Origin of the sequence: Streptomyces sp. NPDC086835 (genome assembly GCF_044745705.1) — a bacterium.
Taxonomy (GTDB): domain Bacteria; phylum Actinomycetota; class Actinomycetes; order Streptomycetales; family Streptomycetaceae; genus Streptomyces.
Genome location: NZ_JBIVAU010000007.1, coordinates 185,262 through 198,035 on the forward strand (window position 1 = coordinate 185,262; position 12,774 = coordinate 198,035).

At 72.3% G+C, this 12,774-nt stretch carries 14 protein-coding genes; 1 reads left to right on the forward strand and 13 read right to left on the reverse strand.

All coding sequences use genetic code 11. The features are described from left to right. Window positions 1-353: 353 nt before the first annotated feature. Complete coding sequence (locus ACIPJI_RS23055; protein ID WP_356619438.1) at window positions 354-935, forward strand: N-acetylmuramoyl-L-alanine amidase; 582 nt, start codon at window positions 354-356, stop codon at window positions 933-935. Between the two features lie 21 nt (window positions 936-956). Here the strand turns inward: ACIPJI_RS23055 and ACIPJI_RS23060 are convergent, their stop codons facing one another. The 13 genes from ACIPJI_RS23060 to ACIPJI_RS23120 form a co-directional block, all read right to left on the reverse strand. Beyond that, the gene (locus ACIPJI_RS23060) at window positions 957-1,403 is read right to left on the reverse strand and encodes a nitroreductase family deazaflavin-dependent oxidoreductase (RefSeq protein ID WP_307710052.1); all 447 of its coding nucleotides are present in this window, start codon (window positions 1,401-1,403) and stop codon (window positions 957-959) included. An 81-nt stretch (window positions 1,404-1,484) separates the two neighbouring features. Then, complete coding sequence (locus ACIPJI_RS23065; protein WP_005307764.1) at window positions 1,485-1,679, reverse strand: hypothetical protein; 195 nt, start codon at window positions 1,677-1,679, stop codon at window positions 1,485-1,487. A 125-nt stretch (window positions 1,680-1,804) separates the two neighbouring features. Beyond that, window positions 1,805-2,677: a phosphatidylinositol-specific phospholipase C/glycerophosphodiester phosphodiesterase family protein gene (locus ACIPJI_RS23070; RefSeq protein ID WP_356619434.1), complete on the reverse strand. Its 873-nt coding sequence runs from the start codon at window positions 2,675-2,677 to the stop codon at window positions 1,805-1,807. Between the two features lie 171 nt (window positions 2,678-2,848). Further along, window positions 2,849-3,511 carry an ABC transporter ATP-binding protein gene (locus ACIPJI_RS23075; protein WP_402248457.1) on the reverse strand — a complete coding sequence of 221 codons (663 nt, stop codon included), beginning with the start codon at window positions 3,509-3,511 and terminating at the stop codon, window positions 2,849-2,851. Then, window positions 3,504-4,400: an ABC transporter ATP-binding protein gene (locus ACIPJI_RS23080; RefSeq protein ID WP_402248755.1), complete on the reverse strand. Its 897-nt coding sequence runs from the start codon at window positions 4,398-4,400 to the stop codon at window positions 3,504-3,506. Before ACIPJI_RS23080 ends, ACIPJI_RS23075 begins: the two co-directional genes overlap by 8 nt. Window positions 4,401-4,516: 116 nt before the next feature. Further along, entirely contained in the window at window positions 4,517-5,383 is an 867-nt protein-coding gene (locus ACIPJI_RS23085) for an ABC transporter permease (protein ID WP_402248459.1), read from the reverse strand. Further along, window positions 5,376-6,341 (reverse strand): ABC transporter permease, encoded by a 966-nt coding sequence (locus tag ACIPJI_RS23090; protein WP_356619608.1) that lies wholly within the window; start codon window positions 6,339-6,341, stop codon window positions 5,376-5,378. Before ACIPJI_RS23090 ends, ACIPJI_RS23085 begins: the two co-directional genes overlap by 8 nt. Before the next feature lie 23 nt (window positions 6,342-6,364). Then, a complete protein-coding gene (locus ACIPJI_RS23095) occupies window positions 6,365-7,957 on the reverse strand; it encodes an ABC transporter substrate-binding protein (protein WP_402248460.1) in 1,593 nt (530 codons plus the stop codon). Between the two features lie 99 nt (window positions 7,958-8,056). Beyond that, window positions 8,057-9,130 carry an acyl-CoA dehydrogenase family protein gene (locus ACIPJI_RS23100; protein WP_402248462.1) on the reverse strand — a complete coding sequence of 358 codons (1,074 nt, stop codon included), beginning with the start codon at window positions 9,128-9,130 and terminating at the stop codon, window positions 8,057-8,059. Then, entirely contained in the window at window positions 9,127-10,314 is a 1,188-nt protein-coding gene (locus tag ACIPJI_RS23105; protein WP_402248463.1) for an acyl-CoA dehydrogenase family protein, read from the reverse strand. The genes ACIPJI_RS23100 and ACIPJI_RS23105 overlap by 4 nt, the downstream gene beginning before the upstream one ends. Beyond that, window positions 10,311-11,279 carry an NADPH:quinone oxidoreductase family protein gene (locus ACIPJI_RS23110; protein ID WP_356619423.1) on the reverse strand — a complete coding sequence of 323 codons (969 nt, stop codon included), beginning with the start codon at window positions 11,277-11,279 and terminating at the stop codon, window positions 10,311-10,313. Before ACIPJI_RS23110 ends, ACIPJI_RS23105 begins: the two co-directional genes overlap by 4 nt. A gap of 79 nt (window positions 11,280-11,358) precedes the next feature. Further along, window positions 11,359-11,946 carry an XRE family transcriptional regulator gene (locus ACIPJI_RS23115; protein WP_356619422.1) on the reverse strand — a complete coding sequence of 196 codons (588 nt, stop codon included), beginning with the start codon at window positions 11,944-11,946 and terminating at the stop codon, window positions 11,359-11,361. Window positions 11,947-12,013: 67 nt separating this feature from the next. Next, window positions 12,014-12,760 carry a PIG-L deacetylase family protein gene (locus ACIPJI_RS23120; protein ID WP_402248465.1) on the reverse strand — a complete coding sequence of 249 codons (747 nt, stop codon included), beginning with the start codon at window positions 12,758-12,760 and terminating at the stop codon, window positions 12,014-12,016. Window positions 12,761-12,774 lie beyond the last annotated feature (14 nt).

The following is a 12,774-nucleotide window of genomic DNA, read 5'->3' on the forward strand; positions in this document are numbered from 1 at the left end:
GTGGCGTCCTTGGGCTCGGCCGCAGGCCCGTGGCTCGGTGGTGAGCGGGGCGGGGGGGGGGGGGGGGGGGGGGGGGGGGGGGGGGGGCTGCCCCCCCGGGGGGGGGGGGGGGGGGGGGCGGCGGCGCCGCCCCCCCCCCCCCCCCCCCCCGCGACCGGCCCGTACGACCACTTCCGGAGCTGAGGAGCGACCGGGCCGGTGGCGTCCGAATGAACCTCAACTCCGTTGTTGACCACAACGGTTGGCTGCAGTCGCGTTCTATCCCGTCCACCCGGCCGCCAGTACCGTGATGCCCCGAGGCTCTCACCGGCCTTGTCCTGCCGTGTCCCCGCACCCCCACCAGGAGATGGCCCATGGACCGCAGATATCTGCTTCGGGGCGCTGCCGCGACGGCCGCCGCGCACGCCTTGCCGGCCCCGACCCGTGCGCAGGCGGGCACCACCGCGGTGACGGACTACCCGGCCGCCGAGTGGCGGCCCGCCTCGTCCGCCAACTACACCGCCTCCAGCAGGCCCACGGCCTATCCGGTGCGGTACGTCGTCGTCCACGTCACCCAGGAGACCTACGCGGACACGCTCGCCATCTTCCGCGACCCGGCGAGGCGGGTGTCCTCGCACTACGTGGTGCGTTCCTCCGACGGACACATCGCGCAGTGCGTGCGGGAGCGTGACGTCGCCTGGCACGCGGGCAACTGGAACTACAACACGTGGAGCATCGGCATCGAGCACGAGGGCTGGGTGGACCGGCCCGCGTACTTCACCCATGCCCTCTACGAGCGCTCCGCGGCGCTCACCGCGTCGGTGTGCGACCGGTACGGCATCCCCAAGGACCGGGCGCACATCATCGCCCACTCCGAGGTGCCCGGCGCCACCCACACCGATCCGGGCCCCCACTGGGACTGGGTGCGCTACATCCGCCTCGTCAACCTCTCCTGATCCGGCGGCGGTCCTCGCGGATCAGCGGTCCCGGTCCGGCGGCTCGACGACGAAGACCGGGATCTCCCGTTCGGTCTTCTGCTGGTAGCCCTCGTAGTCGGGGTACGCCTCCACGGCGCGCGCCCACCACACGGCCTTCTCCGCGCCGGTCACCTCACGTGCCGTCATGTCCCTGCGCACCGGGCCGTCCTGGAGCTCGACCTGTGGGTGGGTCTTGACGTTGTAGTACCAGACCGGGTGCTTGTGCGATCCGCCCAGGGAGGCGACCAGTGCGTACGCGCCCGCGTGTTCGACCCTCATCAGCGGTGTCTTGCGGATCTTTCCGCTTCTGGCGCCGCGCGTGGTGAGGATGACGACCGGCATCCCGCGCAGCGTGGTGCCGCTCGTACCGCCGGACTTCTCGTACTCCTCGACCTGATCACGGACCCATTGTTCGGGGCTCGGCTCGTACTCACCCTCGAGTGGCATTCGTTCTTCCCATCGCCTGTGGCTCTGCCGTCGATTCGGCACCGGTACGCCGTGCGGATGCCCGGCCTGCGGGCTGCTCACTCAGGGCCGCAGGCTCCCGACGACGTTGGCCGTGGCCGCGATGCCCTCCTGGATGGTAGGCGCCATGCTGGTGCCCGCCAGGAAGAAGCCGAGCAGCGCGCAGACGACCGCGTGGCTCATCTTCAGCCCTCCGCTGCGCAGGAAGATCACTGCGAGCACCAGCAGGAGCAGCACCACCGAGATCGAAATGGCCATGGCCAACCTCCTTCGCCGCGCCGGAATTGCGGCATTCGGCGGCCAGTCTGGCGCAGCGGAGGTTGCGTACGGCCTACTGGCGTGTCCGCCGTACGGGTGCATCTCTAAGATCCGGCGGAAAGGTGTCACCCGCGGTCGTGAACGCGCAGGAAGCGCTCCAGACCGGCCAGGTCGTCGGTGTTGATGTGGTCGGCGCCGGCGGCGAGCAGTTCACGCCAGACGGCGTCGCGGGCCGGTCCCTCGAGGTCGGGCGTGGCCCAGAAGCGGACCCGCTGGGAGCGCCGGTGGGCCGTGGTGACGAGAGTGTGCAGCTTCTCGCGTTCCGCCGCCGGGAATTCACCAGTGCCGAGCCAGCTGAAGCTGTGCGTCCAGTTGCTGGAGATCAGCGGGATGAAGGAGGCCGGAGCGGGATCGGCTGCGGCGAGGTCGTCGAGGCGGCCGTCGTAGAAGGCGTACCGCACCCGCTGCGCCTCCATCGGGGCGCGGGCCGCGCGGTCCCCGGAGACGACCGGGGTGACGGCGCCGAGGCGTACGTGCCCGTGCGCGCAGCTGCTCAGCATGCGCCGGTACTGCCGCAGTTGGCGGTCGAGCTCCAGGTAGGCAGCGACGCCGTCCGTCTTGATGTCGATCAGCAGCTGGACGGGACGGCGGCGGCCCCGGTACACGCTGCCGTGATTGGCGCGCACCCGGGCGAGCAGGGGGTCGAGGTAGAGCGAGCGCAGGGTGCGGGCGGGGTCGAGTTCGGCCGGTTCGTGGGCGACGAGGAGCTCGCCGTCGACGAGGAAGATGTCGGCCTCGACGCTGGTGAAGCCGTGCGACAGCGCGTCGTGCAGGGGGTGTTCGTGCAGATAGTCGTTGTGCGCATGGGCCCGGCGCAGCGGCGCCGGGCCGTCCGGTGCGCCGCTGCGCGCCGTGGCGCGGGCCTGGGACGGCACCGCGACGGCACCGGCGAGTGCGGCGGCGAGAGTGGTGACGGCTCTGCGACGAGTGGTCGGCACGAATGACCTCCGGGCTCTGCGGGTCGGGAGGGACACCGGTGAGTATCCGCCGGACCGGCCCCAATGGGCAGGGCAGCACCAAGAGTTCGGCCATCGGTCATGTGCCGTGTCCGTCCGCCATGGTCCCACCGGCTCCGGCGTCACACGCGCCCCCGGATCCGCTCAGGGGGCTCACGCCCGCGCGATACGGGACCACTCGACCGTCCGGTCGCACCAGCGGTCGAGCAGGACTCGGTCGTGGCCCACCGCGAGCAGACCCGCGCCGTGTTCGCGGCGGTAGTCCTCGACGACGTTCACCAGCGCGGCGGTCGTCGACGCGTCGAGCATGGCCGTCATCTCGTCGCAGACCAGCCAGCGCGGCCGCAGCACCAGCGCCCTGGCCAGGCAGGCGCGTTGGAGCTGGCCGTCGCTGACCTCGTGCGGTCGCCGGCCGAGGAGTTCGACGGTGAGACCCACGGCCTCGGCGGTCTCCAGCGCGCGGGCGGCGGCGTCGGCACGGCTTCGGCCCGCGGCCCGCAACGGCTCGGCGATCACCTCGCGCAGCCGCAGCCGTGGGTCCGCGGAGAACCGGGGCTGCTGGAAGACGACGCCGACTGCGGTGCGCAGGGTACGCGGGGCCGCGTGGCGCCATCCGTTCACCGGTTCGCCGTCGATGACGACCTGGCCGTCGGCCGGCCGGTGCAGCAGCGCGGCGACCTTCGCGAGGGTGGACTTGCCGCAGCCGCTGGGCCCGAGCAGCCCGACCGCCTCGCCGGGGGCGATGGTCAGCGAGGCGCCGCGCACGACGGGCTCCCGGCGGTCGTACCCGGCGGTGACGTCCCTCAGTTCAAACATGCTGGTCCTCCGCGTGGTGGCAGGCGACGCCGCCGGCGAGCCGTGGCAGGACCGTGCAGGCGTCGTCGGCCCGCGCGCACCGAGGGGCGAACGCGCAGCCGGCCGGCAGGTCGCCCAGCTCGGGCGGCAGGCCGGGGATGGGGGCGAACTCCCTTTCCGGCAGGGCGTTCAGCAGGCCGCGCGCGTACGGGTGGCGCGGCCCCGGGCTGCCGAAGAAGGTCTCGGCGGAGGTGACTTCGACGATGCGGCCGGCGTACATGACGGCGACCCGGTCGGCCGTCCGGGCGGCTGCCGCGAGATCGTGGGTGATCAGCAGGAGTGCACGTCCCTCGTCGGCGTGCCGGCGCAGTTCGTCGGCGGTGTGGTCGACGAGTTCCCGGTCCAGGCCGGTCGTCGGCTCGTCGGCGAGCAGCAGCGGCGCGTCGCCGACCAGCGCGATCGCGGTGGCTGCGCGCTGCGCCAGCCCCCCGGAGAGCTCGTGCGGGTACCGGTCGAGGTGCCCGGCGGGGAACGCGGCCCGTGCCGCCGCCGTGAGGGCGGCTTCGCGGGCGTCGGTGCCGCGCAGCCCGGTCAGCGCGCGCACGGTCTCGGCGAGTTGCGCGCCGACGGTGCGCACGGGGGTGAGGTGCGCGGCGGGACTCTGGGGGACGAGACCGATCCGGCGTCCCCGTACGGTGCGTGCGAGGGTGCGTTCGCCGGCGCCGAGCAGTTCCACGCCGTCGACGACGGCGGACCCGGCCGTGCGGGCGTTCGCGGGGAGCAGTCCGAGGAGGGCGGAGGCGAGGACGGACTTGCCGCAGCCGCTTTCTCCGACGAGTGCGAGGCATTCGCCGGCCGCGAGGTCGAACGTCGCGTCGCTGACGGCTGCCACATGCCGCCCGTCGCGCATCTTGAAGCGGACGGACAGGCCGCGCACGGCGAGCACGCGCCGCGCCGCGGAGGAGGCGGAGGAGGCGGCCGGGGTCCCGGTGCCCACGGCCGGTGACGGGTCGGTGGACGGCGCGGTCACAGCATCAGCTCCGATCGGCGGCGGGGGTTGAGCCGTTCGCGCCAGGCACCGGCCAGCCCGGCCACGGCGAGCGTGGGGACGATCAGGAACAGGCCGGGGAACAGCGTCGGCCACCAGTCGCCGGCGAGCAGCGAACCCCGTGCGGACTGCACCAGGTTGCCGAGGCTCGCCTGGTGGGTCGGCAGGCCGAGGCCGAGGAACGACAGCGCCGATTCGTGCCACATCGCGTGCGGCACCATCAGTACGGCCGCGAGTCCGGCCTGCGGGAGCACCCCTGGCAGCAGATGCCGTACGGCCACCCGCCACCGGGTCGCGCCGCCGCTGATCGCCGCGTCGATGTACGGACGTGCGCGCAGCGACAGCACTTCGGAGCGGACGATGCGGGCGGTCGAGAGCCAGTGCGTCACCGCGACGGACACGATCACGGGCCCGACCCCGGGGCGGAACATGGCCACGACGAAGATCCCGAGCAGCAGGTGCGGCACCGAGGAGAACGTGTCCACCAGTCGCATCAGGGCCCGGTCGGTCCAGCCCCCGAACACCGCGGCGGCCGCGCCGACCACGGTGCCGATGACGGTGGCGACAAGGGCCGCGACCAGCCCCACGAGCAGCGAGACCCGAAGTCCGTAGACGCAGCGCAGCAGCAGGTCGCGGCCGACGTCGTCGGTGCCGAAAGGATGGGCGAGCGACGGTGGCCGAAGCTTCATCGACAGGTCGACGGCCTGCTGGTCGAGCTGTACGAGCGGCGGTACGAGCAGGACGGCCAGCGCCACGGTCACCACGGTCACGGTGGAGACGGCGACGCGCACGGTGCGGGTGGAGCGGCGGGTGCGGCCCTGCGACTTCCAGGCGACGTCAGCCATCGAAGCCCACCCTCGGGTCGGCCAGTCCGTACAGCAGGTCGGACAGGAGGTTGCCGAGCAGGACGGCCGCCGTCGCGAGCACGGTGAGTGCGGCGAGCAGCGGGAAGTCGACGGAGGTCGCGGCCTGCACGGTCGCGGCGGCGATTCCTGGCCAGCTGAAGACCGTCTCCACCAGCAGGGCCCCGGTGATGAGTTCGGGTACACGCGAGCCGATGAGGGTGAGCATGGGCAGCATGCCGGAGCGCAGCGCGTGGCCGAGAAGGACGGTGCGTTCGGCCAGGCCGCGTGCGCGCGCTCCGCGCACCGGGTCCTCGTCGAGGGCGTCGCCGACGCCTTGGCGCACGTAGAGGAAGAACCACGGCAACTGGCTGACGCCGAGGACCGCGGCGGGCAGCACCAGGTGCCTCGCCACCTGCCCGGCGGTCACGGTGTCACTGGCGGTGTCGGTGAGCCCGCCGGCCGGCAGGACGCCGAGTTCGAGCGCGAAGAACCAGATCGCGAGGAGGCCGAGCCAGAACGCGGGTGCGGCTTCGAGGGTGTACGCCAGCGAGCTCACGCACCGGTCGAGGAGTCCGCCGCGGCGGCGGGCGGCCAGCACTCCGAGGAGGGTGCCGAGCACGACGGCCAGGGCGAAGGCGGTGAGGGCAAGCAGCGCGGACCAGCCGATCCGCTCGGCGATCACGTCGGCGACCGGCTGGCGCATCACGCTGGAGTCGCCGAGGTCGCCCGTCAGCGCGGCGGTCAGCCAGTCCCACCAGCGGGTGACGAGCGGCTTGTCCACGCCGAGGTTGGCGCGGATCTGGTCGAGGTTCTCCTGCGAGGCGGTGAGGCCGGCGCTGCCGGTGTACGCCTTGACGGGGTCGAAGGGCGAGGCGGCGGCCACGGCGAAGACTCCGAAGGTCACGGTCAGCAGGACCGGGACGGCGAGCAGGGCCCGCCGTCCCGCCATCCGCGCCATCGCCGCGGCGGGGAGGGCGCGTTTCACTTCTTCGGCGTCCAGTCCTCGACGTTCCACCAGGGGCCGGAGGCCAGGCCGTGGTCGTGCGGCTCGACCTGGGTGGTGAGGCCGTCCCACGTGTCGTTCACGACATACAGGTGGTCGATGTGGGTGAGGAAGGTGTATCCGGGGTTCTTGACCAGTTCGCGCTGGACGGTGTCGTACGCGGCCTTGCGGGTGGCCTTCTCGTCGCTGCGGCGGCCGGTGTCGAGGGCCTTGTCGACGGCCGGGTTGTCGTACCCGGCCATGTTGTTGAAGCCGTCGCCGGCGAGGGCGGAGTTGAGCAGCAGGTACTGGTCGAAGTCGGGGTCGCCGGGCGCGCCGCCGCCGGCGAGCACGGCGTCGTGCTCCATCCGCGGTTCGATGACCTCCCAGGTGCCGGCCTTGGTGGTGATGTCGATGCCGGCCTTCTTGGCGTCGGAGGCGTAGGCGAGGGCGTGGTCCTGGCGGAGTTTGTCGCCGGTGAGGTACCAGAGCGGGAACGCGGCGCGGACGCCGTTCTTGACGCGGACGCCGTCCTTGCCGGGCTTCCAGCCTGCCTCGTCGAGGATCTTCTTGGCGCCTGCCAGGTCGTGGCGGCGCTCCGTCCCCTCGGTGAACCACTCGCTGCCGGTGGGCACGGGGCCGTAGGCGGGCTTGCCGGCGCCGTCGAGGATGCTGTCCACCATGGCCTGCCGGTCGACGGCGATGTCGAGCGCCCGTCGCACCGCGGTGTCGCCCGCGACCTTGTTGTGGGTGGGAAGTGTGACGGTCCGGTAGTCGTAGGTGGTGGCCCGGTACGTCTTCCTGCCCTGCTCGCCCTCGAACCCCTTGGCGAGGTTGGGCGGCAGGATCGCGCCGTCGAGGTCACCGGCGCGCAGCCGGGTGGCGCGGACGTCGTCGTCCTTGATGATCGCCATGGTGAACTTCTTCACCGCGGGTGCGCCGCCCCAGTAGTCCGGGTTGGCCTTGAAGCTGATCTTCTCGCCCTTGGACCAGCCGGTGAGGATGTACGGGCCGGTCCCGATCGGCTTCGTGGTGAACGGGCCGGTGTTGACGTCCTGCCGGCCCGCGATGTGCTCGGGGGCGATGGGCAGGACGGTGCGCTGCGCGAAGGGCGCGTAGGGGTACTTGAGTGTGAACACGACGGTGTCGTCGCCTTCGGCCCTGACGTCCTTGACCGCGTCGAGCTCGGTCCTGGAGGCGTTGTTGGTCTTCTCGTCCAGGACGGTGCGGTAGGTGAAGACGACGTCCTTGGCGCTGAAGGGTGTGCCGTCGCTGAACTTCACGCCCTTGCGGAGCTTGTACGTGTAGGTGAGGCGGTCGGCGCTGACCTCGGGCAGCTCGGCGGCGAGAGCGGGCCGCAGGCTCATGTCCTTGTCGAAGGCGAGCAGCCCGTCGAAGATCTTGGAGTTGCCGTCCTTGCCGTAGCCGAGCAGCGGGCTGAGGCTGTCCGGTTCGTAGGCGATGCCGACGACCGCCGAGTCCTTCGCTCCCGGTCCCGCGGCGCCGCCGCCCGGGTTCGAGCAGGCCGCGCCGAAGGTCAGCGCGGCGGCCATGGCCGTGGCGGCGGCAGCCCGTATCGATCGGCCCGTCATGAACGTCCACCCCTGTTGAAGATCAGCTGTTGTTGCAAACCTCTCGCATTAAACAGCATGTAAAGGGTGCGACGGAACGGGGGGTGTTACGGCCGTGGGCTATGGAGCCTGAAGATCGACGAGGGCCGCCAGTGCCTCCTTGTGCCGTCCGGGCGTGCCGAGCGCGATCTCGTCGGCCTTGGCGCGCTTGAGGTACAAGTGGGCGGGGTGTTCCCACGTCATGCCGATGCCGCCGTGCAACTGCACGCACTCCTCGGCCGCGTGGACCGCGACCCGTGAGCAGTACGCCTGGGCGACGGCCACCGACAGCGCCGCCTCCGGGCTGTCGGTCGCCAGCGCGTCGGCGGCGGCACGGGCAGCCGCCCGCGCGGAGACGACCTCGAGCCACAACTCGGCCATGCGGTGCTTGAGCGCCTGGAACGAGCCGACGGGGCGGTTGAACTGGTGCCGTTCGCCGGTGTGCCGGACGGTCTCCTCCAGGCACCACTCCGCGAGACCGAGCTGTTCGGAGGCGAGCAGACCGGCCCCGGCGAGCAGGCCCCGGCGCACGGCGGCAGCGCCCGCCGCGGCGTCCGCCAGTCGCGTCCCGCCCTCCCCGGCGGTGACGGCCGCGAGGGGACGCGTGAGGTCGAAGGAGGTCAGCGGTTCGACACCGGCCTGCGCCGCCTCGACCGCGTACAGCCCGTCGGCCCTGAGCACCAGCAGCACATCGGCCGTCGCCGCGTCGGCGACACCCGTGATACGCCCGGCGCCGTCGGGCAGCGGACCGTCCGGCGCCGCGGACAGCGGCACGGCCACAACGGCCGTGCGCCTGCCCTCCGCCAGTTCCGCGAGCAGCGCGGCGACGGCCTCCGTTTCGGTGTCGAGCGACAGCAGCGCCTGCGTCGCGACGACCGAGCTGGTGAGATACGGCGCGGCGACCACGCCACGCCCCAGCTCCTCCAGCACGACCGCGGCCTCCCGGTGGGACGCGCCCTGGCCGCCGAGCTTCTCGGGTACGAGCAGGCCGGCGGCGCCCATTTCGGCGGCAAGCGAGCTCCACAGCCGCGGGTCGTAGGGCGAACCGGCCTCGGCGCGGGCCGCGAGTGCCGCCGTGTCGCCGCGGGCGGCGACGAGGGACCGCACGGCGGCGCGCAGGTCGTCCTCGGTCTCCGAGTAGAGCAGATCCGTCATCGCGCGAGGTCCTTCCAGGCGACGTCCTTGTCGTTGCGCGGCTCGGAGGGCAGCCCGAGGACGCGTTCGGCGACGATGTTCAGCAGCACCTCGGTGGTGCCGCCCTCGATCGAGTTGCCCTTGGACCGCAGATAGCGGTAGCCGGCGTCGCGTCCGGTGAAGTCGACGAGCTCGGGCCGGCGCATCGTCCAGTCGTCGTACAGCAGCCCTTCCTCGCCGCGCAGTTCGACTTCCAGGCCGCTGATCTCCTGGTTGAGGCGGGCGAACGCGAGCTTCATCGCGCTGCCCTCGGGGCCCGGCTGGCCGGCGACGAGCTGCTGGCGCAGCCGCTCCCCCGCGAGCCGGGAGACCTCGGCCTCGACCCACAGCGTCAGCAGTCGCTGGTGCAGGTCGTGGGTGCGCAGCTCGGGCCGCTCGCGCCAGGTCCGCGAGACCGGGCCGATCATGCCGCCCTCGCGGGGCAGGCGCATGCCGCCGATGGCGACGCGTTCGTTGTTCAGCGTGGTCTGGGCGACCTTCCAGCCCTCGCCGACCTCGCCGAGCCGGTGGGCGTCGGGGATGCGCACGCCGGTCAGGAACACCTCGTTGAACTCCGCCTCGCCGGTGATCTGGCGCAGCGGCCTGACCTCCACACCGGGGTCGGTCATGTCGCAGACGAAGTAGGTGATGCCGCGGTGCTTGGGCAGGTCGGGGTCGGTGCGGGCGATCAGGATCGCCCAGCGGGCGACGTGCGCGCTGGAGGTCCACACCTTCTGGCCGTCGACGATCCAGTCCCCGGAGTCCTCGTCGCGTACGGCGCGGGTGCCGAGGGCCGCCAGGTCGGAGCCGGCCCCGGGCTCACTGAACAGCTGGCACCACACCTCTTCACCGGTCCACAGGGGGCGCAGGAAGCGCTCCTTCACCTCCTGCGAGCCGTACTTGAGGATCGTGGGCGCGGCCATGCCGAGTCCGATGCCGATGCGGCGCGGATCGTTGTCGGGCGCTCCGGCGGCGGCCAGTTCGGCGTCCACGACGGCCTGCAGGGAGCGAGGGGCGCCGAGGCCGCCGAGGCCTTCGGGGAAATGGACCCAGGCGAGGCCCGCGTCGAAGCGCGCCTTCAGGAAGTCGGCGCGGTCGGTGGTGGCCGGCGGGTGCGCGGCCAGCAGCTTCCTGGTGAGGTCGAGCAGTTCGGCTGCGTCCGTCATCGGCCCGCTCCGTCCGGAACGACGACCAAGCGGCCGGTGGTGGTGCCGTCGGCGACGCGCTGCACGGCTCCGGCGGCGTCCTTGAAGGCGACCCGGTCGCTGATGAGCGGCTTGATCAGGCCCTTGGCCGCGTAGTCGGTGAGCGTCTGGTGGCAGCGGCCGATGGCGCGCGGGTCCTTGGTGGCGTACAGGCCCCAGTGCAGGCCCATGATCGAGTAGTTCTTGACCAGGGCGTGGTTGAGAGCGGGGGCCGGGATGTCGCCGCTGGCGAAGCCCACGACGACGATGCGGCCCTCGAAGGCCACGCACTTGGCGGACTTGGCGTACGCGTCGCCGCCCACCGGGTCGTAGACGACGTCCGCACCGCGTCCGCCTGTCGCCTCCTTCACGGCGGCGACGATGTCCTCGGTGCGGCGGTCGATGACGACGTCGCAGCCCAGCTCCCGCGCGACGGCGGCCTTCTCCGCACCGCCGACGACGCCGATCACCCGGGCGCCGGCCGCCTTGCCGAGCTGCACGGCGGCGCTGCCGACGCCGCCCGCGGCGGCGTGGACGAGCAGCGTCTCGCCCTCCTTGAGGGCGGCCCGGCGGTGCAGTCCGAACCAGCCCGTCTGGTATCCGATGTGCAGGGCGGCGGCCTCCGCGTCGTCGAGCGCGTCGGGCGCGGGGAGTACGGCGGCCGCGTCGGCGACCACGTACTCGGCGAGCCCGCCGTTCGGCAGGGCGGGGTTGGCGATGACGCGCCGGCCGTCCTCCGTCTCGCCGCAGACCTCGACTCCCGGGGTGAACGGCAGCGGCGGCCTCACCTGGTACTGCCCCCGGCAGAGAAGGGCGTCGGGGAAGTTGATGTTGGCCGCACGGACCTTCAGGAGGAGCTGTCCTTCGCCGGGCGTGGGCCGGTCCACCTCTTCGAGCCGCATCACCTCACTCGGCTCGCCGTTGCGGTGCACTCGCCATGCCTGCATTTCGGGGCCTCCCACACGTAGGGCAGTACTGTGCTGCGCCGCATACTAAGCGGTCGCTTGCCCGTCCGTGAAGACCCTCTCACGCCTCCTTGGGTCTGGCCCGCACATGCATGCGTTCGCCTTGCGGCCCGAAGAGGCTCAGAAACTCGACCGGCCGGTCGTCGGCGCACCCGAACCAGTGCGGCACCCGGGTGTCGAACTCCGCCACCTCGCCCGGCCCCAGCACCACATCGTGGTCACCGAGCACCAGCCGCATCCGGCCGGACAGGACGTACATCCACTCGTACCCCTCATGGGTACGCGGTTCCGGCTGCTCCCCGGACGGCTTGTGGATCACCTTGTACGCCTGGAGCCCTCCCGGCCGCGCGGTGAGCGGGTACATCGTCCGATGGCCACGGACGATGGGCTTGGCGCGCACTCGCGGGTCGCCGACGGGCGGGGCGCCGACGAGTTCGTCCAGCGGGACCTGGTGCGCCCGGGCGATCGGCAGCAGCAGTTCGAGGCTCGGGCGGCGCCCGCCGGACTCCAGCCGGGACAGCGTGCTCACGGAGATGCCGGTCGCCTCGGACAGCGCGCCGAGGGTCGCCCCCCGCTCGCGCCGGATCCGGCGGAGCCGGGGGCCCACCTCGTTCAGTACGGCGTCCAGCCGTGCGTCGTCATCACTCATGCACCCATTGCAGGAACAGCAACGCCATTTGTCAAACAAACAAACCGCACGGCGGCAAGCGGCGGCGTCAGCGACCGAACAGCTCGAACGTGACGGCCGGACGGCCACCGAAGCGCGGAGCCGCCATCTCGGCCATGCGGGTGAGGAACGTACGGCAGTACTCCTGCGGGTCCTGCTCCGTCAGGCCCTCGATGTACAGACGGTGCTCCAGCAGCGACGCGACGGACCTCTCGAGGCCGGGGCCCGCGTCGACGGCGTGGGTGGGGCTGGTGGAACCCGCCACCGCGACCCAGCGCACGCCGTCCCAGGGCTCGAGGCCCTGCTCGGAGATGAGCTCGGGGAAGATCCAGCGGTTGCCGGCGTCAGCGGCCGCGTCGAGGGTCGCCCGGCCGACGGCCCGGTGGTCCGGCGTGTTCCAGGCGGTGCCGCCCCAGGTGTCACGGTGGTTGAGGGTGATGACCAGCTCCGGCCGGTGCCGGCGGATGGCCGCCGCGATGTCCCGGCGCAGGCCGGTCCCGTACTCGATGACACCGTCCTTGTGATCCAGGAACTCGACGACAGAGACGCCGACGACGGCCGCGCTCGCCCGCTGCTCCCGCTCGCGCAGCGGCGCACACTGGGCGGGGGCGATGCCGTCGATGCCGGCCTCTCCCCTGGTGGCCAGGAGGTAGGCGACCTCGCGGCCCTGGTCGGTCCATCCGGCGATGGCGGCCGCACAGCCGTACTCGAGGTCGTCGGGATGGGCGACGACCGCGAGCGCGCGCTGCCAGTCGGCCGGCATCTCTTCGAGCTGTTCGGTCTTCTGATCGGTCATGTCCCGCAGGATAC

Excerpts from the sequence above, each read along its gene's own strand:
- ACIPJI_RS23055 (WP_356619438.1), top strand. The coding sequence starts at position 354 with ATGGACCGCAGATATCTGCTTCGGGGCGCTGCCGCGACGGCCGCCGCG.
- ACIPJI_RS23060 (WP_307710052.1), bottom strand. The coding sequence starts at position 1,403 with ATGCCACTCGAGGGTGAGTACGAGCCGAGCCCCGAACAATGGGTCCGT.
- ACIPJI_RS23065 (WP_005307764.1), bottom strand. The coding sequence starts at position 1,679 with ATGGCCATTTCGATCTCGGTGGTGCTGCTCCTGCTGGTGCTCGCAGTG.
- ACIPJI_RS23075 (WP_402248457.1), bottom strand. The coding sequence starts at position 3,511 with ATGTTTGAACTGAGGGACGTCACCGCCGGGTACGACCGCCGGGAGCCC.
- ACIPJI_RS23080 (WP_402248755.1), bottom strand. The coding sequence starts at position 4,400 with ATGCGCGACGGGCGGCATGTGGCAGCCGTCAGCGACGCGACGTTCGAC.
- ACIPJI_RS23085 (WP_402248459.1), bottom strand. The coding sequence starts at position 5,383 with ATGGCTGACGTCGCCTGGAAGTCGCAGGGCCGCACCCGCCGCTCCACC.
- ACIPJI_RS23090 (WP_356619608.1), bottom strand. The coding sequence starts at position 6,341 with ATGGCGCGGATGGCGGGACGGCGGGCCCTGCTCGCCGTCCCGGTCCTG.
- ACIPJI_RS23095 (WP_402248460.1), bottom strand. The coding sequence starts at position 7,957 with ATGACGGGCCGATCGATACGGGCTGCCGCCGCCACGGCCATGGCCGCC.
- ACIPJI_RS23100 (WP_402248462.1), bottom strand. The coding sequence starts at position 9,130 with ATGACGGATCTGCTCTACTCGGAGACCGAGGACGACCTGCGCGCCGCC.
- ACIPJI_RS23105 (WP_402248463.1), bottom strand. The coding sequence starts at position 10,314 with ATGACGGACGCAGCCGAACTGCTCGACCTCACCAGGAAGCTGCTGGCC.
- ACIPJI_RS23110 (WP_356619423.1), bottom strand. The coding sequence starts at position 11,279 with ATGCAGGCATGGCGAGTGCACCGCAACGGCGAGCCGAGTGAGGTGATG.
- ACIPJI_RS23115 (WP_356619422.1), bottom strand. The coding sequence starts at position 11,946 with ATGAGTGATGACGACGCACGGCTGGACGCCGTACTGAACGAGGTGGGC.
- ACIPJI_RS23120 (WP_402248465.1), bottom strand. The coding sequence starts at position 12,760 with ATGACCGATCAGAAGACCGAACAGCTCGAAGAGATGCCGGCCGACTGG.